We start from the raw sequence: 23964 nt of genomic DNA, 5'->3' as shown, positions 1-23964 counted from the left end.
AAGGGAGGGTGGTCACCGGTCGGCGCGTCGGTTACTTCCCACCGCCACCGCCACCGCCACCGCCACCGCCACCGCCCGGTCCGCTGCCGCCAGGACCGCCGCTGCCGCTGCCGCCGCCGCCGCCAGACGAGCCCGAACTTCCGGAACTTCCCGAGCCGCCTGAACTACCTGACCCACTCGACCCACTCGACCCACTCGACCCACTCGACCCACTCGACCCACTCGACCCACTCGACCCGTGTCCAGAACCAGAGCTCGAACTCGAGGCGTTGGACGAATTCGAGCTGCTACCCGACCCGCCACCCGGCCCGCCCGCCTCGATCAACACCTGGTCCACCACGACGCGCTGCTGCGCATCCATGCGCCCTGTCACGCGAACGAACTGATTCACCAAGAGATCCGCGCGACTGCCACCCATCACACGAGCCTGTGCGTCGAATAGCAGGCTGCTGCCCTTGTCGAGACGGAGCGATTTGTTGCCAAGGTCCTGCACATAGCTTTCGAAGACGACGTCTCGGACGCCGCCCAATTGGTCGGCCGTCGGATCTGCGATCACGCGTTGCGCCACCAGGACTTCACCGTTCCAGCGGCCACTGACCTGCACTTCGGCGCCGCGCTCGAAGGTGCGCGATGCCCTACGCGCATCCCGGCGCACGCGTGTGCCGCTGATCTGCATGGCTTCGGGCGTGAACGCCTCGACGCGACCCACGATCTGTGCCAGTCGCGCTGCCGTGGCGGGCAGTGTCTCGATTTGCGATGCCACGAGAACACCGTCGGACTGCCGGTGCCCGCTGAGCCGCACCCAGTCGCCGACGCGCTTGCCGCTCAGCCTGCCGTCGGACCGAATCCTTGCGGCTTGGCCGAGTACGCGCACTGTCCCCGTTCTGGCATCGATCGCATCCAGCGGCCCCACGAGCGCATGCACGACCGCAATGGCTTGCGCATGAAGGTCGTTGCCCATGCCCGTTGCACGCACTGCAACCAACTGGCCCACGGCCAGATCGCGCGCGGTGGCCGGTTGGCCGTTGTCTGTAACCGGTGTGCGTGGGCCGAATTGCACTTCCATTCCGTTGACGCAGATGCTTGCGAATCCGGTGATCTGGCCCACGATACCGCTGCCGCCGGTCGGATCGCTCACGCGCGCGGTGATGCCCGTGCCACCGATGCCGCCCGTCGCTCCTTCGACATTGGCACGTGCAGTAACGCCCGTGCCACCCACTCCGCCGGTGCCGCCAGCGGAGCCGCGGTCGTCCCCGATCCAGGCAAAGCGCCCCGAGGCGCGTTCACAAGCGATGCACCGGTCTCGCAGATGTTGCGGCCTTGCGCGCGCACTGACTCGGCGGGCAGCAGCACGGTCAGGCTGAGCACCATCCAGACCACAAATGCGCGCCCGGTCATTCCGAGGCCTTTGCTTTCTTTCTTGAAGTCGACTCGGACTGTGCCGCGGGAGGCGCCGAGTAGGCACGAAGGCTCCGGCGTTCAGGCATACGCGCCCTTCGTCGTCGATGTGCAAGACGCCAAGGCGCAGCCACTCGTCGAGCACGACGCGCGGTCGGATGTCGCGGTTCACGCGAGCCACCAGCGCCTCGAACGACAGTTCGGCGCCTTCGCTCGCGAAGCGGGCCAGCGGCAAGGGCGTGCCGGACTTGTCGACATATGGCGTTGCGCCCATCCACTGCGCGACCACCTGTGCACCGAGCGAGATTACTTCGGTCACGGTCTCTTCGCCGGACTCCATCGCCAGCCGCAGGCGGCTCACTTCCCGCTGGTCAAGCCCATGCTATCGCGTGGCGTGACCCCGCGAGCAATGCCGGAAACGGCCACGGTGCAGGCCAAGGGAACAGTCATGGCGTCGGCCACGGCGCTGACGATGCAGCGGGCCGATAGAGACTGCCTTGCAACGCTGGGTGTAGCAGTTGCGCGCTGCATCGTGGAGCGGCCGAGACGCGGCCCGGGCTTGTGCGATGCACGACAAGGTCGTGAGCCGGATACGCAGCGACCTCAAGGCAGCTTGCCCAGCGGACCGAATCGAACGCAGGTTCAATGCGCAGCGGCTGAACCAACTGCTGGTGGCGTAGGGGTATCGACGCCGTTTCAGCCGTGCGGTATCTCAGATGAACCTGCACGCTGTTTCGGGCTGATCGCGGACGACGTTTCGGCCTGCTCGTGCATTCGGCGCCGCGACAACTCGAATTGAGATGATCGAGACGTCCGGTTCATGGCCATCGCCTTGCTCAACAACGGCTGGGGGTCAGAAAAGCGTGATGATCGCAATTACTCGCGGGCTGCCCGCGGCAGGCGAGGAAGGCCTCACGCCTCGTCCATCCAGGCGACGAGGCGCCGAGGCATCCATTTTCTTGTAGCAGTTGCCGCTGCCAATTATGTTGACTGCGAGCCGGCATCGCAAGGAACTTTGGGTGTGGGCGAAAACAATCCAGCGACATCGGGGAACATCGGACCGCGTTCACGACATTGCCAGTCATCGGCCCCGTGACGAACAGGCAGGGCTTCCTGGGGGATCGATGGCAAGGCCGCCACCTGCGCGGCGATCTCCGCGTTCTCCATCATCCTTGTCTTGCTCGTCGGCACGTCCCTCGTGCTATGCCTCGAACACAAGTTCACGCCAAACTCTTCTCTGCGATGCTCCACCAAAGGCTTGCACTTCGCCCTCTGAGCCTGCATAGAGCCCGCCAGCACTCCTTCGTGCATGCGTCTTCTTCAGCAACGACACCATGCCGCACACGGACCAGCCGCCGCAGCAGATTCTTGACTGTGGAAACGCACGGCTGTCGTTCCCCACCTGCGGATCGAGTGGGCCAGCGTCCGCCATCTGGCAGACCCCCTGGAAAAGCTCTCACCCTATGCCAACGCGATGTGCTCACCCAAACGGGATTCAAAGCAAGGAAGACAGAACTCCTCGCACGCCTGCAAAGGGCACTCCGCTGCGCGGCTCTGGGTGCTCAATCCGCAGGCTCGTCTTCCGGAGCGTCGGGGTTGACCAGCTTCTTGTTGTGCACCGACTTCATCATCGCTTCGCCTTCGATGTCCTTGCCGTCCGAAGGCACGGATTCCTCCTGCGTGAGTTCCGGCTCTTCATGGTCGCCCGGCTTGGTGCGGGTGGGTGAGTTGTTGGACATGCCATCTCCTTGGAGTGATTGGCGAGCTTGCGGTGGTTTCTCCGCGCAGCGCTTCGGCAGATCGCTCCATCCTCCGTAAGCCGATGCTGACGCAGGACGAGCTTGACCGTCACCTCCCGCGCGCTGCTGTACGACGAAATGCGTGAGCCCTGCGCAGGCTGCCCGTTCGAAGCCATGATGCGGCCTCGACGGCGCGCTCACGCCGTTGACGAAGCGCGCGTCGCCACTCGCCAGGAAGGCGACCGCGTCGGCGGTTCGGCGACACATTGGTGCGCACGGCCTCCGAGCCGAAGTCCATGCCGCGCTGCGTGCTGGTGCAGACAGCAACCACTGGCCGTCAGGCGTCGCGCGCTCGGGCAGGTGTATTGCCAGCGTTGAAGGGCTTGCTCAGGAAGCGCGAACCCGCCTCGCCGAAACGCCAAGGCGTGTCGATGGCCTTCGAAATGCCGATGCGCGGGCCTTCGGAAACCTCCGCTGCCGGCCGATCGGTGGGCGCGGCCAGCAGCAGGAAGGGCGGCACGTCGAGCGGAAGCCCATTGAAGCCGTGGTCGATGGCCAATGCCTGCCCGAGACGACCCGGGCCCGAGCACAGGAGGCGCGGGTCGTCGAGGCCGCGTCGCAGCTGCATCCGGTCGATGCCCATCGTCGGCTCAAGGGCGCGAATCAACACTCCGGCGCCATGGCCCGCCTCGCGGCACACGAAGTTCAGGCACCAGTGAATGCCGTAGGAGCGGTAGACATAGGCATGCGCCGGCGTTCCGAACATCACCGCATTGCGCGCCGTCGGGCCGGCGAAGGTGTGCGAAGCCGGGTCATCGCGGTCGTATGCCTCGGTCTCGACGATTCGGCCGCCCACGCCGTCGACCAGCAGCGTGACACCGATCAGGCTTCGGGCGACCGTGTGGGAAGAGCCCGCGAAATCGACGCCAGCTAGCAACATGATTGCGCGGGCCCCCCAGCGCCGACTTGCGCCCGCACGCGCACGTCCGCAAAGGTGGGGCGTGCTTTGAGAATGAAAGTCAGTTTGGGGATGCCGCTCTCCTTCAGTGCGTCAAGACTCCGCACTCCCTGCGCACCCCTCGGTGCTTCGATAAGGTTCGCGTCTCCGCGACGACCGTGATGCGAGCTTGCACAGCGGATGATCTTGCGACGCCCTATTTGGAGGGAGTCCCCGGGGGCGAGCTCGACGGCGCGACCTGAACCGGCGTGGAGGTCGGCGCCGTGTCCGGGCTGCCGGTCCGAGCAAGGTAGTTGTAGCCTACGGCCCCGATCGCGACGACGATCACCGCCGCGACGGCCCAGCGCACCACGAAGTTGTTGTCCCGGTCGTCCTTCTTGGCCTGATCTGCGTTCATTGCCATTTCCTTTCTCGCGTTCACCATGGCGGCCACTCCAGGATGCCTGCCAGGCATGCGAAAGACAGTCGGACAATTCCGCTTGCCCGTGTCGCTCGATGGGCGGCCTCGCTCGTTAGCGTGCGCAAAGCAGAGTGTGGCCGGCCGTGAGGCGTCTGCTCGCTGCCGGCCCTATCTCCTTCGCGGTCTGGACACTGCCTCTCCAACGTCTTACCGACAGCGGTGCATTGAGCGGTGGATCGGATTTGAGGTTTTTCATGATGTCTTTCGCGTGCACGGTGTTGGGAGTGGTCCTTCTTCCTTTCGTGTTGGGGGAGCTTTTGCGGGGCGGTCAGGATGTGGCCGGCGCCGAGCACAACCTGCGGGTGGCCGCGCGTACGTTGCATAGGCGCCGTCGCGCCTGGCGAAGCCATGTCGCAGGGCCGGGCCGGACAGGGAGACCGGGCGGCGGCCGATCCTTCCCGTCGGCGCCGATCGAATCGTCGGGAGCCACAAAGCGGTGGTTGCCTACAAGAGCCGAAGTTGCGCGGTCGCATGCTGCGCGCTTCAAGGCGTCCTGACGTGAACAGGGCCGCTGTTTGTTGAAGGAGATCGCGATGATCCGCAGACTTGCTTCCGGCGAATATCGCCTCTATTCCCGCAAGGTCGACCCGAAGACCGGCAAGCGTCGCAACCTCGGCACGTTTGCCACGCGCGAAGGTGCGGAGAAGCACGAGCGCGAAGTGCAGTACTTCAAGCGCCACGCGTAACCGTCCTGGGTTGCGCTCGAATCCGGCCCATCCGGCTGCGATGCGGCGGCGGCCTCGACTTGCCCGGCAAAGCAAGGCGCGCTGAATGGTCAGCGTCGGAATCGGCAGCGTTTGTTCCTCAAGCGCGATTGACTCTCAGAGCTTGACGCCGGCCTCCGCCTCGAGCCTGTACAGAATCTGGCGAATCAGGAGACCAGGCTTGTCGGGAGCGAAGTTCAGGTCGAACTGCGGCACGTGTCATTGCGCACCATGTCCAGGATCCACTCCAGCGCATCCGCGTCCTCTTGATAGGCTGCCGCTCGATGAGCCGGGATCTCATTGCTCAACTGTTTCAAGAACGCCGGCCGATCAAAGCCCGGCGGATCGGCTCCGATGTCGCCATCGGGCGTTGGGATGGGCATGCCAGGGGTCCATGAAGGCCCAGTGCCATGCGTTGGGAATGCGGCGAAGCTCGGGCGAGCCGGGCCGTTCGCGAGCAACGATCGGTCTTGCCAGTTGTCGCCGGGATGACGTATCGCGGCAACCAGGTAGCCGTCGCGCGCCAGCGCTTCAGCCAGGCTGGCGTGTCCTAGCTCGGACCCGCCGTTTCCGTGACTCAGGACAATCAAGCCCTTCACTTGCGCGTCAGGCGTACCTCCCATGGCGGCATGGACCGTGAACGGCCCCATCGCGATGGATCGTTCGGGGGACTGCGTGGGGTAGAACAGGGCGACAGGGATTGGCGCGGGGTCCGCGGGCAGACCGGGAACGCTGATGGTTCGAAAGCCTGCCTGGCTCGCCAAGGCGTTGATGGATAGAAACAGGCCCAGGGCCAGGAGTAAGCCACGTTGTCTGATGCGCATGAGCGAGATCCTCGGAGGAAGCGGCACGGGGTGCCGGGTTGTCTGAATCGGCATCGTCATGGCTGGACATCCTCCGCGCCACTGCAATGAGACGGAGCACCCGGATACGGGCGTCAAACGCAGCTGGGGAGCGTGAACACCATCCGCCGACCGCCTTCGCTGGTCATGAGCCTTCTGACTACAGTTGCGTCCTCCGACGCTGTGCCCAAGATCGGGGTTGGGGCCGGTGCCTTGCCGACGCTGGCAGCAGGCGTCGTCAGCATGGTGCGGGCGAGACCAGCCGTGCAACGACTAGACGCCTGGCCGGGAAGGGCGCCACTCGAACACTATCTTGCGCAATGGCTAACGCTGCTGCCGCCCCGTTGCCGACATACGCCTGAGCAAAGGTTAGCCGTCCGAAACCTGGAATTCGAAACGTCGACAAGTGGACTTCAGCTTTCGATGGAGCTAGCGCCCGACCCTCTTCGGATTTGCAGCAGTACGCCGGAGCGAAGAACTCCTTCTCGTCGCGCGGCCTTCATGCGCTCTTCAAGGCGCTCCTATCCGAATATTCGACGCAGAACGCATGGACCGGCTCGACTCGTCCGCGCAGCGCCAGCGCGCCAAGGTCGTGGGTACGGATTTCGGGCGGCGGACCAAGGGAGGCGAGCGCTTCCGCCGATGCGATGAAGAAGCATCCGACGTCGCGGGTCGCCTGCTCGAGGCGCCCGGCCGTGTTCATGACGTCGCCATGGAAGACGATCGCACGACGAACCTGGCCGACCTCGCCGGCGATGACCTCGCCCAGATGCAGGGCCGCACGTAGTTCCGGCCGCACGCTAAAGCGTTGGACAAACCGGTTCGCGTCCGCGGCGAGCGCCGCGCGCATCGCGAAGTAGCAGCGCAACGCGCGCGCATTGGCAACGCCGTCGGCTTCGACCCAGGTGATGACGATCTCGTCACCGACGTATTGGTAGATTTCGCCGCGGCACAGTTCGATCGGTTCGGCGACCGCCGAAAACACTGCGGCGAGGAAGCGATGTGCTTCCAGCGCCCCGAGCCGCTCGGCGATCGCGGTCGAGCCCACCACGTCGGCGAAGAGGAAGAAGCGTCGCTCGGCGTAGGGCCGGCGATACTTTCCAAGCAGAAGTGCCATGAACGTGCGGTAGCCGACGAGGCCCGCGGCTTGAAACATCATCACCATGACGGCAACGGGCACGAGCGAGAGGCAAACCGCAATCAGCCCGGTGCGCGCGCTATAGACGGCGACGACGCCCAACAAGCGCTCTCCCGGCTGACCGGCGAGGACTGCCCCTGCGATCGCGCCGTAAACAAGCGTCTTCAGGATAAACACCGCAGCGAACGGCAGCGCGTCGAGCCAGCGCATCGAAGCGCGAGGCAACAGGAACATCTCGATGCCGGCGATCCATGAAGCCATGAGCAGGGCGTCGATGACACCAATCGGTATCGAGATCAGGAGGGAATGGAGCAGCGAGCGAGCGCCGGGTCCGGCAGTTGCGCCCGCGTAGATTGCACCGACGCCCGCACCGATGACCGCGGCCATGCGCATGATGCGCATGAAGCGCCGAAGGCGTTCGCGCGTGACGGCGGAGAGTGTGGCGATCATCTGCGCTCGAGTCTAAGTGCACCACCGGCGGACGTCTGTTGACCTGCGCAGGCTCGATGAAGCCTCGCGCTCACGCGGGTCCAGAAGCGCTCATGGTCATCGACGTGAAATCGTTCGACCAGCGAGTGATGAAGAGCCGCACCTTGGCCGGCATGTGCATCCGAGTTTGAAACGCAACGTTGATCGTAAGTCCCCTTCATCCAGAACCGGTACCGGCGTGCCCGCCGCGATGTCGTCGTGGACGATGTACATCGACTCGACGTTGATGACGCGGTCTTGGCTCGCATTCGCGCACGGCATGGCTGCGATAGCGGTATGCAAAGTGCGGCTGGCTCCATCGGCGAGCGGCTGGCCAGTGCCGCCGCGCACTCCTTCGTTGGCCGCGACGACGAGATCCGGCAGTTCGAACGGCTGCTGCAGGCAGCCCTGCCACCACGCTGTGGTCCATGGTCCGGGCGGCAGGTGCGCGGACCGCCAGGCGCCCTCTGCCGAGTGGCGCACCGACCCGCAGTGGGCGGCGTTGATGCAGGTCACGCGGCTGGAGCCGCTGGACGAACCCAGCGCCCATTGCGGGTCCCGTTTGAGGAGGGGCGTTCAGGACCCGGCCGGCTTCATGGGTATTGAACCGGTCGTGCGTTTCCCGGAATGAACGTTCCGCCTTGGCGCGGAATCAACCGTGCCGCGGGCGGTCTCCCGTCTCGAACCGCAGCAAGACGAAACTGGGAGGACGCCGTACTTCGCGGCGCGCGAACAAGAAGGATTGACGAATGAAAACCCTTGTCCCCCTCATTCTGGTTGCCGCTTGCGGCTTTTCCATGTCGGCCGGCGCGCAGTTCGCCAAGATCGACGATGCCATCAAGTACCGCCAGAGCGCGATGTTCATCCAGAGCCAGCACGTCGCCCGCCTGGGTGCCATGGCCGGCGGCAGGGTGCCCTACGACGCGACGGCCGCGGTGGCCAATGCGGAAGTTGTCGCCGAAATATCGAAGCTTCCCTGGGCCGGATTCGGACCCGGCACGGAAGGCGGCAAGGCCAAGCCGGAGATCTGGCAGGAGCAGGCGAAATTCAAGGAACTGAACGAGAGATTGATGTCGGATACGCAGAAGCTCCTGGTCGCCGCGAAAGCCGGCAACCTCGACGCACTGAAAGCGGCCATGGACCCGTTGGGCGAGACCTGCAAGACTTGCCACGACACCTTCAGGAAGAAGTAGTTTGCTCGCACACTCGGCGCGCCGACGTCCGCATGAAGAGCATCGAGGAACCAATCAATGATGCTGGCAGATCACGCCGGACAAGGCCATCGTCAAGTTCCACGAAGACTGCGTCGTCATCGACGAGATCAACGATCCCGCCGATAGACCCGCGCGGGCGGGACGGCAGGACGCTTACTCATCGCGCGTTGCAGCGTGCATTCGAGCTCCTCGCAAGCCGCTCTCATACTTGAGAATCGATCTGCCTGCATCGGCTTGATTGAACACGCTTGAAGGTCATACCGCGCTAAAACGGCCGCAAGACAGTTGAAGCTCTCCGGTCAAGCTGTAGTGGCGATCGACGGCAGCAAGTTCAAAGCCGCCAATAGCCGTGATCGCAACTTCTCGCCCGGCAAGATCGACGGGCGCCAACAGCAAATCAAGCAGAGCATCCAGCGCTACCTCGATGCACTTGAGACTGCGGACGCCGTTCGCCGCTGCGCCTCAAGCGCATCATCCCGGCCAATCGCTGTCGATCGAACCCCGATGTTGAGCGCCAGCTACAGACTCTGAATGCTGAGATTGAACTATCAAATTATGTCGCGTGGGAGCCCGCTATTGGCCAATCGTTCTTTCGGTCGGCAATATGCGGCGGCAATTTCGAGATCTCTACTACTCGCTTCCCGTGGCCGCAAAGGCGAATGCGACATCCATCATCGAGCGTTGTGCCGTCACGCGACAAGTGATACGGTCGATTTTTCGTCCTCACCTGAACGCCAAAGCAAAGGAATAGTCCGTGGAAGACCAGAAACGCCCGCTGCGACCAGGAGAACCTGCGCCCGAATTCTCGCTTCCCGCGGCCAACCTCGAAGGAATGTTCTCGCTCGGCAGCTTGCGTGGTCGCCCGTTTCTGATCGGCTTCTTTCGAGGGCTCCACTGTCCATTCTGCCGACGCCAAGTGGTGCAGCTTGGCGCCGTGCAGCCTGCCCTGCGCGCTGCTGGGGTGGAGACCCTGGCGGTGATCAACACGCCGTTGGAGCGCGCCCGCATGTATTTCCGCTACCGGCCGACGCCAGTGATGCTTCTCAGCGACCCGGATTGCCTGACGCACCAGGCCTTCGGCGTGCCGCGCGGCGAGTTCCTCCCCGATGGCAGCAGCGAGACGCCCGAATGGCCGTATCGCGGAAGCATGGCGGAATTTGCAGCGGCACGTATCAACCCGACCGGCGAGTTGCCCGAACCGATGAACCCGATGGCGGCCAACCCCGTACTCAACGCCAAGGACGGCTTCGAGATGGATGAAGCCGATCATGCAATCTTGGCGAGCCACCCCACCCAACTCGCCGGGCACTTCCTGGTCGATGCGGCGGGCGTCGTCGCATGGGTGCAAATCGAGGCGCTCGACGGGCCGAACAGCATTTCCATCTTTCCGACCGCGGCGCAGATCATCGCCGCCGTCGGCAGACTGGAACGCTGATTTGTTGCGTACCGTCCGCGAGCATTTGCCGCAGGTGGTCAGCACAGGAATGGCAATGCCGCCAGCGAATCGCGAGCGGCCCCCGCCTGCGCGAAAATCTAGCGGCCTTGGCAAGGTAGCACTCGGAGCGCTCATCATCGCCTTGATCGAGGAACGCTGTGAGCCATGCATTCGTAGCAAGGGAACAAGAAGTTCTCTTGCTGATGCTCTGCCCTTCGCGCCCGCATGGCGAATGGCAGCAAAGGGTCGAAACCGCCAGCTTGATTCGCGACATTGAACGACCGCAGTCGTTAAGGTTGTCCGATACGTGCCCTTGTGATGCACGGCGCCCAGCAGCACGACGGCCTGAGGGCAGGTGTTGGGCAAGCCTCGAGGGACGAATCCGCAGAATGCCCCTCTGACGCCGGATAGGTTGCGAGGCTATGGGGATTGGGATGGCGGCGATCGAGTTGGCAATGTCGCTTGAGCCCCAGGGTCGCCTGAATGGCGCTGGACGGGCCCCATTGATCGGAGAACCCATTCGCCGAATCGAGAGGCATTTGCTGAGCAATTGGGGCGTGAGTCGAGCGCGATGGCAAGACCACTCCGCATCGACTGAAGAACGACGGGTCGAAGCGGGATGAAACGAATTGACGCAGACTCGTGCTGGGTCCGGCCGCTGAGGCGGTGCGCGAATCGATCGCCCTCCGAGGAGGATCTCCGGGATGAGGTCCATCGCAAAAATCGCACCGCCATCTTCTCAGCCGCGCAGCATGCAGGCGAGGCGTTTGAGTTCATATTGGCGCGAGTTGCCGCCGCCCCACGAATCACAACAGCAGCGCGATAAATGATTTGTCCATGCGGACTCGCTAATTTGCTGCACCAGAAAAGTAATTAGACTTGCGCACCTTTAACTTTCTAATTCCTCATGATCAAGACCCACGCCCAGCTCCTGCGCGAAATTGCCGTACTCCAGGCTGCAGCCGACAAGCAAAAGGCGGTTGAATCGAAAGGCGCCATTGCCAGGATCAACGACCTGATCGCCAAGCACGGACTGTCCGCTTCGGATCTCCGGTTCGCATCGGCCGGCGTGGACAGCGCTTCTTCTAAGCCCGCGGCTGTCACTCCTGCTGCGAAGGGCAAGGCCAAGCCTGCCGTTGTTGCGAGCGGCGCGAAGTACAGCGACGGACAAGGCAAGCAGTGGGGCGGGCGCGGCCCGCGACCCGCCTGGCTGCGCGAGGCGCTCGCTGTCGGCCGGTCTCTGGAGAGCTTTCTGACGGGCGCGACACCGGCTCAATCTCCTGTCGCAGCCCCCGCCGAACAGACTCCGCAAGAGACGGCGAAGACGACTGCGAAGAAGGAGGCGAAGAAGGCGGCGGTCGAGCCCGCTGCCGCATCCGCAGCCGCAGAAGGACCGGCCATTGCCACGAACGTGACCGCAAGGAAGGTGGCTGCCAAGAAGTCAGCGTCCAAGAAATCCGCTGCGAAGAAGTCCGCCGTGATCGCGACAACGGCCACGACGACGCCAGCGCCCTCGAGCGATGCGGCACAAGCAATGACCTCTGCCAGGAAGACTCCTGCAAAGAAAGCTGCCGGCAAACAGGCGGCCGCACAGAAGTCCGTTGCGACGAAGTCGACCGCCCAGACCCCGACCAAGAAGAGCGCGGCGAAGAAGCAGGCCGCTGTCACCCAGCCTGCAGAAACCGCAGTGGCGCCCGTCGCGAGGAAGGCAGCGAAGACGACAGCGAAGACGGCAGCGAAGAAGGCCGTGCCTGCTGCAGCGAAGACGGCGACCAGGAAGGTTGCGAAGAAAGTTGCGAAGAAGGCCGCAAAGACGGTTGCAAGGACGGTTTCGAATGTGACTGCGACACCCAAGGCGGCGGCCACGAAGAAGTCATCTCCTGCGCGCAAGCGCGCGCCGGCAGCTGCCGTTGTGCCCGCCACCGCGCAGGCCGCGCCTCCTGCATCCATTGCACCCGAAGCCTCCACCGCCTGATTCCGCTCGGCGCTGAGCGCGCCGGGCCTGCGCAGCGGCTGTGCGAAGGACCGCTTGCCTCACCGGCCCGCGCGTTCGTCGCTATTCGCGAACGTTGTCTTGATGATCGAACCGTCGAGATCGGGAGACGTCTCTTCCTCGGAAATGAAGCACCGATGAAGCCGGCCAAGGACTTCGCTTTGATCGACAAGCGATCGATGCAATCCGTGCGGCTGTTATCAAGCAGTTTCAGTAGTACGCATTGCCTGAAGGTTGGTCTGAACTGACTTTGCGCGGTCCGGCCGAGGTTGTGAAGGCCGCGCACGCTCTATTCAAAAAGCGCATGCGCGAACACGAAAAACCTTCTCAAAACCAGACATGATGGCCTGCCTCCGAGGACGGGCCATCATGTCTTGGCGCGGCCATGTTGTTGGACATGGCAAATTGCTTCAGCAGCTTGTGGCGAGGCAAGCACCCATGAAGACAGCGGGCAGTGCCGGCTTTGGCCAAGGTCAAATCACGTCGGTAGGGGTGGCCACGACGCGGTCGTACTTGGCCATTGCCTCCGGTTCGATCCCAAGCCAGCGCGCGACCTGACCGGGGTCCGTCCCGCGGCGAAGCTGGCGTATCGCGAACGTGTGCCGCAAGCGGAACGAGCCCCCCTCGCTGCTGTCCAGGCCGGCGTCTTCGAGCACCTGGCGCGCGCACTGGTAGTGCGACAGCTTGCTCCATGGCTTGCCTGTGCGTGTCGAAGGAAAGAGGAATTCACCCAAGATGCCGGCCTCTGCACGAACCTGCAGCCAATGCTGCAGCAGTTCGCCGGCCCAGGGCGCGATCGGCGTCTCGCGCGGAAATGAATTGCCGTTGCCTGGCACCGACACTTTCCAGGGCCGCGCGCGCACGCGGCCGCCTTGCGATGTCGGCGATTTCAACGTCAACACCCGCACGTCGCCCGGTGTCAGTCCACCGCCCAGTTGAAGTGCCACCGCGGTGCGATTGCGCAGTTCCTGCCAGGTGAACGAGGAGTGGCTGTTGCGGCGGGCCTCCGACAGCCCCGGTCGTGGCCGTGCGGCCGAGAGATAGGCGATCAGGTGCCTGGCCTCGCTAGTTGACAGGAACTCTGGAAGCGGGTCGGCACTCGCGGCATCTGCGTAGCGAACGTCAGGGTGCGCGGCAATCCAGTCGGCCGCCGCTGTGTTGGCGGGTTGATCCATCTCGGCGGCATGGTGACGAAGCACCCTGTCAATCAAGCGCAGCAACCGCAGCGCATGTCGAGGAGAAAGTGAGAGGTCCGAACTCTTGGTGCCGAACCGCGCGGCGTGGAATACCTCGAGGTCGTGCATGTCCAGCGATGCAAGCGTCACCGCAGGCTGCTCGCCGATGCACCAGGCGGTGAATGCGGACCACATTTCCCGGTAGACAGCGATCGAAGAGGCTTGGCGCAATGTGCCGGCAGCGCGTTGGTCGGCCAGCCAGCTTTCGAAAGCTGCACTGTGAGTTTCGGCCGGGAGGTCGGAGAACAGGGCGAGCGTAAGCATGAAAATATACTAACGGAAGGCGTTGGGTTGCACAACGGTTGGTGGCAGTTGACAGGGTGAATCGTGCACGTGTTAGAGCGCGCCGGTAGCTTATTTACAGCCATCCCGCGGAGACTCTCTTGCGGTCGGGTTTTGGCTTCAGTTCGAATTTGACTGCTGGCGACTTTTCGAACAGATGCAGCACGACTCACGCCGGCGTCGCCACGTTCGGTGCTCCCAAAGGCGGATGCCCTGCCAGTGCCAGGCGCCAGAGCCAAGACACCGCGGCCAAAATCAGAAGCTTTGATTTTCCAGGCAGTAGGAGAAGAAGTCCTCGAGCTCCGTGGACTTGTCGAAGACGGCGTCGGCACCCGCATCTCGACATGCCGAGCGCGTCACGGGCGTTGCATAGTTGGACAGCACGACCACCCGTTGACCGGGTTCGCGTCCGTTGCACCACTTCACAACGCCCAGGCCAGTCCCTTCGCGAAGGATGAAGTCGACGACCGCAAGATCCCATTTGCCCTTGTGCAAGGACAACCAGTCAATCGCTTCCTGCTCGGATTCGGCAGTTGCCATTACGCTGGCCGATCCCAATTCCGCAAGCGCCGGGATCAGGTGATCACGGATTCTTTCGTTGTCTTCCACCAGGAATACGGTGAGCGCCATTCTGAATCCCTTGTTTGTTGAACCGACTCTGAATGCGCTGATCTACACGTGAGTGGGCGCTCAGGAATCATCCGGGTAGGATTGATTCGCAAGATTTGACGTGGGAACCAATGAAACAGACGACGGCGAAGCTCCAAGCCAGATTGAAATGGGAGGCCGCATGCGAGCGACTTGCCTTTGCATTGCGGCCGCCATCGGGGGCGCCGCCGGACGCGCCAGACGTGAACTCGGCAGTCAAACTCGCGCAGGCGGCGCTGGAAGAAGTTCGTCAGGCGTTCGGGGTGGCTGACGCTTCCAGCGACTCCTGATCAACGCGAATTCCGACGCCACGGCCACAGCGCCCCATCGCATGCAGCGCAAATTCGCCGCGGGAGGTTGCTCGAACCTCGTGTAGGTTGCGATTCGCAAGCTGCAGCGGGTGCCGTGAACGCAAGATCTCTCGCTCGATTGCCGTTGCGAGCGCACCCTGACGGCCAAGGCGTCGGGAAGTCGCTCGTTCAAAACCGGCCCTGACCATCGCCGGTCCGGTCATGCACCCAGCGAACGGCCTGTTGCTCCGCATGGCGCAGCGCCTCCGCGGCCGATCCATAAGGGTCGCTGTCGTGCGGCAGTTCTGCCTGCTGCACGACAGCCATTCCGCCCCGGTAGATGACCCGCGGCTGGAACGTGCCGCCCTCCGTCTGGATGGCACTGCACGTGAATTCGCAGCCGCGGTATGTGAACGGCTGCGTAAGGTTCTCAGCCATGGACTGTCAGGCCTTGCCGAGATGTTCGGCGACTTGCTGGGCCGAGACTCCGACATCCGCGACCGCCTTGCGGAGCTCGTCTTCGCTGACGCCAAGGCGGCTGGTCCAGTACCGAACCTCGTGAGGCTCGTTGACGTTGATCCGGGTGCGGTCCTGGTTCCCGCGTTCTGAAAGGTCGTCTGCCATGTTGTGCTCCGGTCGCTGTGATGGCGCCACTCTTCTGCACGGCGGGAGCCTTGCGAAAGCGGACAACTCGCAACGCGCTTGCAGGACAGCGTGCCATGCGTGCCCCTGCAACTGCGGTTGCCTTCACGAGCCCGGCGAGGGCTTGTACGTCGAAGCGAAAGCACCGCGATCAAGGCCGGGCCAGACCAGTCCCGCCGGCGACCGCCGTTGACCGATCTCCTTTCAATGCCGAATGACAAACACCGCAACAACCAGGGCGACCACGAAGATAAAGCCCGCAAGGTTTCGGCGCCACGTTCGCGCAGCGAGATCCTTTCGAATATGCCGCTCCAGTTCAATCGACTGCTTCACGCTGGAGCGTCCGGCGAACTCGTCATCATCGTCATCATCGTCATCGGCGCGGCCCATCAAACCTCCAGAGGAAGACAGCAGGGGGCCACGCCGATCTGGTCAAGGCCGACGAGCCTTCAGAATCCCGGCACGGCTTACGCGCGGCGTATCTGAATCAAACGCGAACTGAGCGAATGGCGCGCGCCGGCGACGTCCATCGGCTTCCGGCGCAGATCGGCCGTGTCTTTTTCCTTCAATTGCGGTCGGGAGGCTGTTGCCGGCTTTTCTTCTGCCGCTGCGCGCTGTGTCGTCGCGGACCCTTCCGCTCCTCGGGAAGGCTCAGCTTGACCCGTCATCAATGAGATGAGCGACAACACCAAGGCGAACATCAAACAGACGACGAATGTCGCCTTCGGCCAGACATCGTTGCTGACGGGGCGCGTGGAACTGAGGACTTGGTAGCCGGTGGGCAGGTCTGCGATTTTGGTGGGCCGCTCGTGCCACCATTCATTCGTTGGTTGAGAATGTTTCTGCATGTAATCAATTATGACTATATGTAGTACCGACGAATTACACGCCTGGCGCCTGGGGGCACATTCCGTGACTTTTTCACGATCCGGGTTGCGTGCAACTCACGCACCGGTCATTCAGTGGCAGCTCCGCCGGGCGCGCAAAGGCTCTTATGCGACCTTCGCTCCTCTGAACGCGGCAACCGCGCCGGCAGGAAGACTTCAGGTCTGCGACCGCAGGAGAGCGAGGGTCTCGGTGAGTGCGCGTCGAGTCCACGCCCTCACATGGCTTTCTTTTTCTGGCGGCGGGTGCGTTGGCGAGCGAGCGAATTCGCCAGCGTGACCACCGCCAGCAACGCGACTTGGCGCGTCAGCCTGCGCGTGGCCAGCGCGACACGGTCATCCACCTCGCGCTGGGTCGCGGCCACAAGCGCAAGCCCGGCGTAGTCCGGTACGTCCGAGGCCACCGCCGCCACGCCGCTGTCCGTCGCGCGTGCAAGGTCGGCCTGCGACGTGCCAGCGGCTTGGACATTCGCCCCGAGCCTGGTCGCTGCAACGGCCTTCTGCCCGGAGAGCGAGCCGTGCGCATCGGCATAGACTTTGGTGAACTCTGCGCCGAGCAGGAAGATTTGGGCGGCGTAGTAGACCCAGGCCACCAGCACCACCAGCGATCCCGCCGCCGCAAATGCTTGCGTGACGCCGCTCTTGCCAAGGTACAGGCCGATCAGCAGTTTCCCGAGTTCGAACAACAGCGCCGTCACGCCTGCGCCGATCCATACATCTCGCCAAGCGATTCTCGCGGTGGGCATCAGCTTGTAGATCATCGCGAAAAGCAGGGTGACGATGCCAAACGAGATCAGCAGATTGAGGGCCTGCATCAGCACCTCCCAGCCCGGCATCAGCCCGCCAAACCAGTTGTCGAAGGCGGCCAGTGCCGCACTCACCAGGAGCGAGACGATGAGAAGGAATGCGACGCCGAGGATGAGCCCGAACGACAGCACACGGGCGCGCAACACAGCCCAGACGCCGGAGGGCTTCTCTTTCTCCGGAACATGCCAGATCCGGTCGAGCGCGCTTTGCAACTCCGCAAAGACTGTCGTGGCACCGACCAGCAGCACCACGACGCTGACGGCACCGGCCACCAGACCCTTGTCGGTATCGGCGGCGGCGTGCAGGATGGCTTGCACCGCCGCGGCGCCGTCCTGGCCGACCAGGCCTCCGATCTGCGCCACGATCTGCGCCTGCGCCGCGTCGCGCCCGAAGATCGCACCCGTGATCGCGATGACGATCACCAATAGCGGCGCAAGCGAGAAGATGGTGTAGTAGGAAATGGCGGCGCCCATGCTGGGCGCGAAGTCGTCGACCCATGCCATCACCGCGTCGCGACACAGGTTGTAGAGGTGCTTCAGGTTCACGGCGTCCTCCTTGCTTTGGGCACAACGGGTCTCTTGGCGCCGCCAGCCTGCTGCGCGGCACCCGCCACCGCCTGCTGCACGTTCGCGCAATTTGTTTCCTGGCCCGGCCCGGTTTCGATCAACGGCAGGAGGGCCGCCAGCGGGTTGACAGCCGCCAGCGCAAGCGCGCCCCCGGCGCGCGCGAGGAGGGGGCCCTTCACGACCTCGTAGTCCGGCCTCTTGAAACTGCCATAGACGCGCACCGGGGTGCGCAGCGAGAGCAGCCCGAACTCCTTCGGCTTCGGTGCCACGGTCATGTCGAAGCGTTCATGCTCGAGGTCGAACCGGCCGCTGCCGAGCACCTGCGTCTGCTCGGTGTCCAGCACGAACAGCGTCGACTTGCCGCGGCCGCCCGCGACGTCGAAGGCGACGCCGCCGCAGCGGATGACGATGTCCTTGTCGCCGCCGAGCAGGAGTGCGAGCACCTTGCCCCCATTGAGTCCGCTGGCGGCATCCAGAAGGTTGGAGATGCGTCCGTTCACGACGGTGACCGCGATGCGCCCGTCGGCCTGGGCGGCCGCGTCGGCGATGGAGTTGCCGGTCCCCTTCAGGTGCAGCGTTGCCCCGACGCGGCCGGCGCCCTTGGCGATCGTCTCGTTGTCGGGGACGAGGTGGTCGACGCGCACACGCTGCAGGTCGACCTGGACATCGGATTTGAGGGTCGGTTCGCGCGCATCGAGCGACACCCGCGATGCGATGGTCCCGCCCGCGAAGCCGAAATCCAGCGGCGCCACCTCCAGCATGGCATCGTGCAGGCGCAGGGAGGCCTTCAGGCTTTCGAGCGGCAGCGCGTCCGGCACGACGAGCCTGGTGGCGATCAGGTCCACTTCCGCATCGATTTTCTGCAGTCGGCTGCCCTCGAAGGTACCCGCCGGCAGTACATGGTCGGGGTCGGTCGCCCTTTCCTTGGCCTTCGCGGCAGGACGGTTGCGGGTTTCGGCCTGCGACGCCGCCGGCTTGCCGCCGCTGCCCTTGGTTTGCACGCCGACCAGCGGGCCCAGGTCGGCGATGTTGAGCAGCTTGCTGTGCAGGTCGGCGGTCAGCAATGGGCGCGGCTTCTTGTCGACATAGGCACCCTTGCCGGTGACGTCCGTCGAGCCGATCTTGCCGGCGAGGTCGTCCATCGTGTAGCGGTTGCCCTTCAGGATCAGGTGGCCTTGCAGTTGGTAGGGCGGCGAAGCCGGCAGCGGCAGCAGCAAAAACGGGTAGAGGTTCGCGAGCGTCAGGCCCTTGATGCGCAACTGGGTGTCGATGGCGGAAATGTTGGCGGCATCGGCAATCGTGCCTTCGACGGCAAGCTGGGTGGTTCCCGCATCGAGCTCGCCCTTGAGCGGGAACGGAACGCCGGACTCCTGGAAGCTCAGCACATCGCCGGTCAGCGCCCGGCCCGAAAAAGCAGCGCCGTGGTATGCCCCCTTGAAGTCGTACTGCGTCGAATAGCGGTTGTTCGCGGGCTTCGCATCGGCGTCCTTGACCTTCTCCTGCGCGGCCGGGTCGAACGTGCTGCCCTGCACGTCGAGCACAAAGGGTTCGCCATGGTCGACGTAGCGCAGGTGGCCGTGGTCGACCGACAGCGTGCTGATGCGCAACTTGCTCGGCGACGTGTCGGAGGGGTCCGAAAGGATCCAGTTCTTGCGGTTGTCGGGCAGGCGCTCGAAGACCAGTTCGGGGCGCGTGAGCGCCACGCGCGGGACCAGGACCTTCTCCGGTAGATCGCGCAAGGACACCGAGAACTCGAGCGCTTCGATCTTCGCCATGGCCGGCTCGTCCTTCGACCATGCCGCATTGCCGAAGTAGACGTCGCGCATCCGGATCGTCGGTGTGAGCCCGAGGCGGACATGCAGGTCGGAGATCCGGAACTCGCGCTGCGTCTTTTGCGAGATATAGCGCTCGAGCGGTGGGCGCACCCAGTTCCAGTCGAACAGGACGACGAGTGCGACCAGCAGGAGGACCAGGGCCCCGCAGGCGACCAGCACGGGATGGTGGCGCAGGGGTGCGAGCGTGCGTTGATACATGGGTGGATTTCCAGGGCGGCCAGCGCGGTCAGGGCCCTTGGCTTTCCCAATCGGTCGTGAAGGGGTAGCGCGCCGCCCAGGACTGCGTCAATCGCGGTTCGGCATCGACTCGGCGCACGATCTCGGCCATCCTCGGCGCCTCGCGGTAGAACCGCAGCCGGCGCGGTTGCCATCGCGAGACGACGGTCACGTACAGGTCGAGCACGCCGATGTCGCCGCCAAGCAGGTAGGGCGACCCTCGTGTCATCTCGGCGTCCATGACGCGCCAGCAGGCCGCAATGCGTTCCGCCGTGCGCTCTTCGATCACGACTTGGGCCGCACGGTCCTGCGCGAGTCGCGAGGGTTCGTCACGGACCCAGTACAGCGCGTAGATTGCGCAGGAGACGAAGCTCATCCACCGCAGGTACTGCGCACGGCGCGGGTCCTCGAGCGAAGGAGCCAGGCGTGCTTGCGGATAGCGATCGCCCAGCCAGATGAGGATTGCCGCGCTCTCGGTCATGACTTCTCCCGAAGGAAGAACCAGTACCGGCACCTGGCGCATCCGGTTGACGCTGTTGAGCTTGTCCCGCTCCCGCTCGTTGCGCCAGGGAGCGACATCCACGACGCTCACGGATGCGCCGATCAGCGTCAGTGCCGCATGGATGGGGGTGGCGCCGGAGCCCGGCGCGCCATAGAGGATGTAGGGTGCCCGCGAGATCTCAGCAGGCTTGGAAGAATCGATTGCGTCTGGAGGCATGGCGCGGTCCTTTCGGCATCTCCGGCGAGTGAGGTCGACTGCTTTTAGATCGACAGCTTTTTCGCCGGATTGACGATCGTGTATAGGCGCCGGGCGCACCGCGATGTGGGTTGGGACGCCATCGCTTCCCGACAAGCGGCTGATCGTTTTGGCTTGCCCGGTGCGAATCGCTAACTGGGTCGCCCGATGGCGCTGCGCGTCACCAGGCGCGGCCGTGCCCGTCCTTCCTGTGAGCGGCGCGGCCGACTCGCGGATTGGATCAGTCGCGGCAACTCGCCCGGCAATTCGCGCGCGAGAAATCCCAGCGGACCGTGCCGTCGCGCCAGCGCCGCCCCCGCCCGCGAGTGGAGTACCACGCCCCACGCGCTGGCCACGGCCGGTGCCAATCCGCGCGCGGCGAGTCCACCGATGACCCCGGCCAGCGTATCCCCCGAGCCGGAGGTGGCCAGGCCCGGTGTCGATCCTTCATGGCGCCAGGTTGTCCCGTCGGGCTGTGCAATGTAGGAGCAAGCGCCCTTGAGCACCACGCAGGCGTTCCACAGACGCGCCGCGGCGATCGCGGTACTCAGGGGATCGTCACACACGGCCTCTTTGGTCAGCCCCGACAGGTTCGCCATCTCGCCCGCATGCGGCGTCATCACCACGGGCTGGTCGAGACAGAGATGCCGGACCACGCCCATCGCGAATGCGTCCAGAACCACGGTGCTTCGTCGAAAAGCGGGCAGCAAGCCGCGCACAAAGCCGATCGTCCCTTGCGCATTCATCATGCCGGGGCCCAGCACCACGGCGTCGACGGCACCGGCCAGCGCGGCGAGCCTGTCGCTGCCGCGCGCGAGAAATCCGCCGCCCGACGAGAGAGGCAGGCCGATGACGCGTGCCTCCGGCACGGCCAGCGCCAAGCCCTGCGCTACGGCAGCGGGGACGGCAATCGTGAGCTTTCCCGCGCCGGCGCGCAGCGCTGCGATGGCCGCCAGCATGGCGGCACCTGGCGTCTCGACGCTGCCGCCCACGATCAGAACATGTCCGCGAATTTCCTTGTCGGCGTCGCTCCCGTGATCGGGAAGCGGCCAGCGCGAGAGCATGGCGGATGTCAACAGCGTCGCGGACGATGCACGCGTTCCCATCAAGAGCTCGCTCACGGCTTCGCAGCGATGGGCTGGTCCGGTGCGCGCGTGACTGCCGTCGCCGCCTCTTCCAGCGGCGCCAGAAAATTGACAAGCTCGAGCTGCAGGACTTCGTCGTCGTTGCGACCGCGTTCCGACCTGTAAGAGGTCACCGCGCAGTTGGGGACATCACCCTGGCGGTCGATATCGAGGATCCGGCGTTCGTCCATGTGTTCCAGCAGGTAGCGCGTGCAGTTCACGATCACCTGATGCGCGACCACCAGCACCCGACGGCCTGCGTACTCCCGCGTGATCATTTCCAGCAAGCTGCGCAGCCGCAGGATCACATCGCACCAACTCTCGCCACCGGGCGGCCGGAAGTAGAACTTGCCGACGTGCAGCCGCTGCGCGTTGAGTTCGGGATGCTTCTGCTGGATGCCGAACTTGGTCAGCCGGTCGAGGATGCCGAATTCCTTCTCGCGCAAGCGCTCGTCGATGCGAAGCGTGGCATGCGTGGCGATGGCGTTGCAACGCTCCGCGACAAGGCGCGCCGTTTCGAGGGCGCGCAAGTAGGGCGAGCAGATCACGACTTCGGGCTGCTGCTGCGCCGGCAGCCTGCCGAACCACTCGGCCAGCGCAGTCGACTGTGACACACCAAGTTCTGACAACGGGACATCGATGTCGCGCCACGCAAGATCGATGACGGCGAGGCCGCCGGCCTCGGCCGCATCGCGCGCGACATTGCCGGCACTTTGCCCGTGCCGCACGATCCAGAGCACCTCGGGCCAATTGGCTTGCATGGTCGGAGTTGTGAGTAGTGTGAGCGGTCAATATAAAAGTGATTGAACAACGGCCTCGTAGGCAAAAGCCGCTTGCGCGAGCACATCGTCGATGGGCGGTGAGAGCGCGACCGCTTCCGGGTCGCTAGCGCGGTCTGCCTCAGCGCGTCATACGCCGCCAGCACATCCTGGAACTGGTACGTAAGAACATGCCCACGCGCTATCGCGCAAAAAGCGTCCGGCGTCGACGTGCCGGCGGACCGCATGCTGTGCGGTTCGAACATCCTGGCTCACGAAGGACACCCATGCGCAATCCCTGGACCACCAAGAACCCGTTCATGAGCATGTGGCTCAGTGCGGCGAATCGGGCCGCTGGCTCTGCGAGGGGCCAGGCAACCGCAGCGGCCAAACGCAATGTGGCGACCGCGCAAGCGGAAGCCGCACGTCAAATGCTCGACTTCTGGAGCGGCAAGACAGGCAAGCCCGCCGCGAGGAGAAAGACACGTCGTTGATCGCGGCCGTGGCGAAGCGATACAAGGCCCCGACATGGGGCAGCATCTTCCAGCGCAGCGTTGTGTCGATGACCCGGCAGGGAATGCGCGCGGGGCAGAGTGCGATGGCCTCCATGGTCAAGCAGACGGTGCGGCAGACGCTCAAGAAGCGCAAGCCGCCCGCGGGGGCCGGGCAATGGCTGCAGGGCGTGGCAATGGGCGCCGCTGGCATGCGCCGCTATCGGCTCTATCGGCCGCCGCATGTCAAGGTCGGGGAGCGATTGCCGCTGATGGTCATGCTTCACGGTTGCAGCCAGGACGCCAGGACATTTGCCAACAGCACCCGGATGAACGTTATCGCGGCGCGCGAGCGCTTCATGGTGCTTTACCCGGAACAGGACCGGGTCTCCAATCCCCAAGGCTGCTGGAACTGGTTCGACACCACCGGCGGCCGGGCCTATGGCGAAGCCTCGCTCATCATGAGTGCGATCGACCAGGCGACCCTGCTCTATGGGGCCGATCGTGCCCGCGTTGCCGCGGTGGGCCTCTCGGCGGGTGCCAGCATGGCCGCACTGCTCGTCGCCCGGCATCCGGACCGGTTCAAGGCGGTCGTCATGCATTCCGGAATTCCGCCGGGGACAGCGCATTCGACAATTTCGGCGGTCGGCGCCATGCACGGCCTGAGGGCCACGAAGTCGCTGGCGGCAAGGCCGTTGAGGGCGGTTGCGGCATGGCCCCCGCTGATGGTGATTCATGGCAGCCTGGACCGGGTGGTCTCGCCACACAACGGCCACGCGGCGGTGCAGGCTTGGGCGGCAGCCGCCGGCGCGCGCGCGACTGCGACCCGCAGCGTGCAGCGCGGTACCCGCTATGCCACGAACGTGACCGACTACAAGCGCAAAGGCAGCACGATCGCCACGTTGGTGGAGGTCGCGCGCCTGGGGCACGCATGGAGCGGGGGCGCGGCAAAGGAGTTCTTCAGCGACGACAAAGGGCCGGATGCGTCGCGCATGGCGTGGACGTTCGCATCGAAGCAATTTCGGCAGTGAAGACACTGGCCGAGCTGGCGGCAGCCCGAAAGACGCGCGTTGTGCCGAGGCGCTTTGTCTGCCTGCGACT

24 protein-coding genes and 3 pseudogenes are annotated in these 23964 nt (G+C 64.4%); 8 read left to right on the top strand and 19 right to left on the bottom strand.

Annotated elements, in window-relative coordinates:
- Window positions 1-31: 31 nt before the first annotated feature.
- The 5 genes and pseudogenes from WKW80_RS24215 to WKW80_RS24195 form a co-directional block, all read right to left on the bottom strand.
- Window positions 32-961, bottom strand: coding sequence for a DUF5666 domain-containing protein (locus WKW80_RS24215; RefSeq protein WP_340366195.1), 930 nt, complete (start codon window positions 959-961; stop codon window positions 32-34).
- Window positions 944-1765, bottom strand: a pseudogene (locus tag WKW80_RS24210) (DUF6502 family protein); the annotation flags it as partial. The gene WKW80_RS24215 and the pseudogene WKW80_RS24210, both read right to left, overlap by 18 nt.
- A 1195-nt stretch (window positions 1766-2960) precedes the next feature.
- Entirely contained in the window at window positions 2961-3137 is a 177-nt protein-coding gene (locus tag WKW80_RS24205) for a hypothetical protein (protein WP_340366122.1), read from the bottom strand.
- Window positions 3138-3474: 337 nt separating this feature from the next.
- Complete coding sequence (locus WKW80_RS24200; RefSeq protein ID WP_340366121.1) at window positions 3475-4077, bottom strand: DNA-3-methyladenine glycosylase; 603 nt, start codon at window positions 4075-4077, stop codon at window positions 3475-3477.
- 214 nt (window positions 4078-4291) lie between these two features.
- Window positions 4292-4492 (bottom strand): hypothetical protein, encoded by a 201-nt coding sequence (locus WKW80_RS24195; RefSeq protein WP_340366120.1) that lies wholly within the window; start codon window positions 4490-4492, stop codon window positions 4292-4294.
- 596 nt (window positions 4493-5088) lie between these two features.
- Between WKW80_RS24195 and WKW80_RS24190 the strand changes: the two genes are divergently transcribed.
- Window positions 5089-5241 carry a hypothetical protein gene (locus tag WKW80_RS24190; protein WP_340366119.1) on the top strand — a complete coding sequence of 51 codons (153 nt, stop codon included), beginning with the start codon at window positions 5089-5091 and terminating at the stop codon, window positions 5239-5241.
- A gap of 215 nt (window positions 5242-5456) precedes the next feature.
- On the opposite strand, the gene WKW80_RS24185 is transcribed toward WKW80_RS24190, so the two are convergent.
- The 3 genes from WKW80_RS24185 to WKW80_RS24175 all read right to left on the bottom strand — a co-directional run bounded on the left by WKW80_RS24185 (window position 5457) and on the right by WKW80_RS24175 (window position 8223).
- A complete protein-coding gene (locus WKW80_RS24185; RefSeq protein WP_340366118.1) occupies window positions 5457-6083 on the bottom strand; it encodes an alpha/beta hydrolase in 627 nt (208 codons plus the stop codon).
- 517 nt (window positions 6084-6600) lie between these two features.
- A complete protein-coding gene (locus WKW80_RS24180) occupies window positions 6601-7689 on the bottom strand; it encodes an adenylate/guanylate cyclase domain-containing protein (RefSeq protein WP_340366117.1) in 1089 nt (362 codons plus the stop codon).
- A gap of 96 nt (window positions 7690-7785) precedes the next feature.
- On the bottom strand, window positions 7786-8223 hold the full coding sequence (locus WKW80_RS24175; protein ID WP_340366116.1) for a hypothetical protein: 438 nt from the start codon (window positions 8221-8223) through the stop codon (window positions 7786-7788).
- Window positions 8224-8456: 233 nt separating this feature from the next.
- On the opposite strand from WKW80_RS24175, the gene WKW80_RS24170 reads away from it, so the two are divergent.
- The 4 genes and pseudogenes from WKW80_RS24170 to WKW80_RS37410 all read left to right on the top strand — a co-directional run.
- Complete coding sequence (locus WKW80_RS24170) at window positions 8457-8900, top strand: c-type cytochrome (protein WP_340366115.1); 444 nt, start codon at window positions 8457-8459, stop codon at window positions 8898-8900.
- A 300-nt stretch (window positions 8901-9200) separates the two neighbouring features.
- Window positions 9201-9371 (top strand): annotated as a pseudogene (locus WKW80_RS24165) (IS5/IS1182 family transposase); the annotation flags it as partial.
- Between the two features lie 304 nt (window positions 9372-9675).
- Window positions 9676-10356 carry a redoxin domain-containing protein gene (locus tag WKW80_RS24160; protein ID WP_340366114.1) on the top strand — a complete coding sequence of 227 codons (681 nt, stop codon included), beginning with the start codon at window positions 9676-9678 and terminating at the stop codon, window positions 10354-10356.
- A gap of 907 nt (window positions 10357-11263) precedes the next feature.
- A pseudogene (locus WKW80_RS37410) lies at window positions 11264-11599 on the top strand (H-NS histone family protein); the annotation flags it as partial.
- 29 nt (window positions 11600-11628) lie between these two features.
- On the opposite strand, the gene WKW80_RS24155 reads toward WKW80_RS37410, so the two are convergent.
- The 3 genes from WKW80_RS24155 to WKW80_RS24145 all read right to left on the bottom strand — a co-directional run bounded on the left by WKW80_RS24155 (window position 11629) and on the right by WKW80_RS24145 (window position 14496).
- Window positions 11629-12222, bottom strand: coding sequence for a hypothetical protein (locus WKW80_RS24155; protein WP_340366113.1), 594 nt, complete (start codon window positions 12220-12222; stop codon window positions 11629-11631).
- Between the two features lie 600 nt (window positions 12223-12822).
- Window positions 12823-13848: a tyrosine-type recombinase/integrase gene (locus WKW80_RS24150; RefSeq protein WP_340366112.1), complete on the bottom strand. Its 1026-nt coding sequence runs from the start codon at window positions 13846-13848 to the stop codon at window positions 12823-12825.
- A gap of 273 nt (window positions 13849-14121) precedes the next feature.
- The gene (locus tag WKW80_RS24145) at window positions 14122-14496 is read right to left on the bottom strand and encodes a response regulator (protein ID WP_340366111.1); all 375 of its coding nucleotides are present in this window, start codon (window positions 14494-14496) and stop codon (window positions 14122-14124) included.
- A gap of 110 nt (window positions 14497-14606) precedes the next feature.
- Here WKW80_RS24145 and WKW80_RS24140 point away from each other — a divergent pair, with 110 nt between their 5' ends.
- Window positions 14607-14804, top strand: a complete 198-nt coding sequence (locus WKW80_RS24140; protein ID WP_340366110.1) for a hypothetical protein — start codon at window positions 14607-14609, stop codon at window positions 14802-14804.
- A 189-nt stretch (window positions 14805-14993) separates the two neighbouring features.
- On the opposite strand, the gene WKW80_RS24135 is transcribed toward WKW80_RS24140, so the two are convergent.
- Both WKW80_RS24135 and WKW80_RS24130 read right to left on the bottom strand, forming a co-directional pair.
- Complete coding sequence (locus tag WKW80_RS24135; protein ID WP_340366109.1) at window positions 14994-15242, bottom strand: hypothetical protein; 249 nt, start codon at window positions 15240-15242, stop codon at window positions 14994-14996.
- A 6-nt stretch (window positions 15243-15248) separates the two neighbouring features.
- A complete protein-coding gene (locus WKW80_RS24130; RefSeq protein WP_340366108.1) occupies window positions 15249-15428 on the bottom strand; it encodes a DUF3606 domain-containing protein in 180 nt (59 codons plus the stop codon).
- Window positions 15429-15635: 207 nt separating this feature from the next.
- Between WKW80_RS24130 and WKW80_RS24125 the strand changes: the two genes are divergently transcribed.
- Window positions 15636-15932 (top strand): hypothetical protein, encoded by a 297-nt coding sequence (locus tag WKW80_RS24125; protein WP_340366107.1) that lies wholly within the window; start codon window positions 15636-15638, stop codon window positions 15930-15932.
- On the opposite strand, the gene WKW80_RS24120 is transcribed toward WKW80_RS24125, so the two are convergent.
- The 6 genes from WKW80_RS24120 to WKW80_RS24095 form a co-directional block, all read right to left on the bottom strand.
- Entirely contained in the window at window positions 15914-16294 is a 381-nt protein-coding gene (locus tag WKW80_RS24120; protein WP_340366106.1) for a hypothetical protein, read from the bottom strand. The genes WKW80_RS24125 and WKW80_RS24120 overlap by 19 nt on opposite strands.
- 254 nt (window positions 16295-16548) lie before the next feature.
- Window positions 16549-17682 carry a YihY/virulence factor BrkB family protein gene (locus tag WKW80_RS24115; protein WP_340366105.1) on the bottom strand — a complete coding sequence of 378 codons (1134 nt, stop codon included), beginning with the start codon at window positions 17680-17682 and terminating at the stop codon, window positions 16549-16551.
- A complete protein-coding gene (locus WKW80_RS24110) occupies window positions 17679-19736 on the bottom strand; it encodes an AsmA family protein (RefSeq protein ID WP_340366104.1) in 2058 nt (685 codons plus the stop codon). The genes WKW80_RS24115 and WKW80_RS24110 overlap by 4 nt, the downstream gene beginning before the upstream one ends.
- Before the next feature lie 28 nt (window positions 19737-19764).
- A complete protein-coding gene (locus WKW80_RS24105; RefSeq protein ID WP_340366103.1) occupies window positions 19765-20472 on the bottom strand; it encodes a glutathione S-transferase family protein in 708 nt (235 codons plus the stop codon).
- Window positions 20473-20642: 170 nt separating this feature from the next.
- Window positions 20643-21611: an NAD(P)H-hydrate dehydratase gene (locus WKW80_RS24100; protein ID WP_340366102.1), complete on the bottom strand. Its 969-nt coding sequence runs from the start codon at window positions 21609-21611 to the stop codon at window positions 20643-20645.
- Window positions 21608-22375, bottom strand: coding sequence for a histidine phosphatase family protein (locus WKW80_RS24095; protein ID WP_340366101.1), 768 nt, complete (start codon window positions 22373-22375; stop codon window positions 21608-21610). The genes WKW80_RS24100 and WKW80_RS24095 overlap by 4 nt, the downstream gene beginning before the upstream one ends.
- Before the next feature lie 499 nt (window positions 22376-22874).
- Here WKW80_RS24095 and WKW80_RS24090 point away from each other — a divergent pair, with 499 nt between their 5' ends.
- Entirely contained in the window at window positions 22875-23894 is a 1020-nt protein-coding gene (locus tag WKW80_RS24090; protein WP_340366100.1) for an extracellular catalytic domain type 1 short-chain-length polyhydroxyalkanoate depolymerase, read from the top strand.
- Window positions 23895-23964: the final 70 nt, after the last annotated feature.

Source organism: Variovorax humicola (assembly GCF_037889915.1).
GTDB classification, from domain to species: domain Bacteria; phylum Pseudomonadota; class Gammaproteobacteria; order Burkholderiales; family Burkholderiaceae_C; genus Variovorax; species Variovorax humicola.
This window is presented reverse-complemented; position numbering and strand designations above follow the sequence as displayed.

Excerpts from the sequence above, each read along its gene's own strand:
- WKW80_RS24215 (WP_340366195.1), bottom strand. The coding sequence starts at position 961 with ATGGGCAACGACCTTCATGCGCAAGCCATTGCGGTCGTGCATGCGCTC.
- WKW80_RS24205 (WP_340366122.1), bottom strand. The coding sequence starts at position 3,137 with ATGTCCAACAACTCACCCACCCGCACCAAGCCGGGCGACCATGAAGAG.
- WKW80_RS24200 (WP_340366121.1), bottom strand. The coding sequence starts at position 4,077 with ATGTTGCTAGCTGGCGTCGATTTCGCGGGCTCTTCCCACACGGTCGCC.
- WKW80_RS24195 (WP_340366120.1), bottom strand. The coding sequence starts at position 4,492 with ATGAACGCAGATCAGGCCAAGAAGGACGACCGGGACAACAACTTCGTG.
- WKW80_RS24190 (WP_340366119.1), top strand. The coding sequence starts at position 5,089 with ATGATCCGCAGACTTGCTTCCGGCGAATATCGCCTCTATTCCCGCAAG.
- WKW80_RS24185 (WP_340366118.1), bottom strand. The coding sequence starts at position 6,083 with ATGCGCATCAGACAACGTGGCTTACTCCTGGCCCTGGGCCTGTTTCTA.
- WKW80_RS24180 (WP_340366117.1), bottom strand. The coding sequence starts at position 7,689 with ATGATCGCCACACTCTCCGCCGTCACGCGCGAACGCCTTCGGCGCTTC.
- WKW80_RS24170 (WP_340366115.1), top strand. The coding sequence starts at position 8,457 with ATGAAAACCCTTGTCCCCCTCATTCTGGTTGCCGCTTGCGGCTTTTCC.
- WKW80_RS24150 (WP_340366112.1), bottom strand. The coding sequence starts at position 13,848 with ATGCTTACGCTCGCCCTGTTCTCCGACCTCCCGGCCGAAACTCACAGT.
- WKW80_RS24145 (WP_340366111.1), bottom strand. The coding sequence starts at position 14,496 with ATGGCGCTCACCGTATTCCTGGTGGAAGACAACGAAAGAATCCGTGAT.
- WKW80_RS24140 (WP_340366110.1), top strand. The coding sequence starts at position 14,607 with ATGAAACAGACGACGGCGAAGCTCCAAGCCAGATTGAAATGGGAGGCC.
- WKW80_RS24135 (WP_340366109.1), bottom strand. The coding sequence starts at position 15,242 with ATGGCTGAGAACCTTACGCAGCCGTTCACATACCGCGGCTGCGAATTC.
- WKW80_RS24130 (WP_340366108.1), bottom strand. The coding sequence starts at position 15,428 with ATGGCAGACGACCTTTCAGAACGCGGGAACCAGGACCGCACCCGGATC.
- WKW80_RS24120 (WP_340366106.1), bottom strand. The coding sequence starts at position 16,294 with ATGCAGAAACATTCTCAACCAACGAATGAATGGTGGCACGAGCGGCCC.
- WKW80_RS24110 (WP_340366104.1), bottom strand. The coding sequence starts at position 19,736 with ATGTATCAACGCACGCTCGCACCCCTGCGCCACCATCCCGTGCTGGTC.
- WKW80_RS24105 (WP_340366103.1), bottom strand. The coding sequence starts at position 20,472 with ATGCCTCCAGACGCAATCGATTCTTCCAAGCCTGCTGAGATCTCGCGG.
- WKW80_RS24095 (WP_340366101.1), bottom strand. The coding sequence starts at position 22,375 with ATGCAAGCCAATTGGCCCGAGGTGCTCTGGATCGTGCGGCACGGGCAA.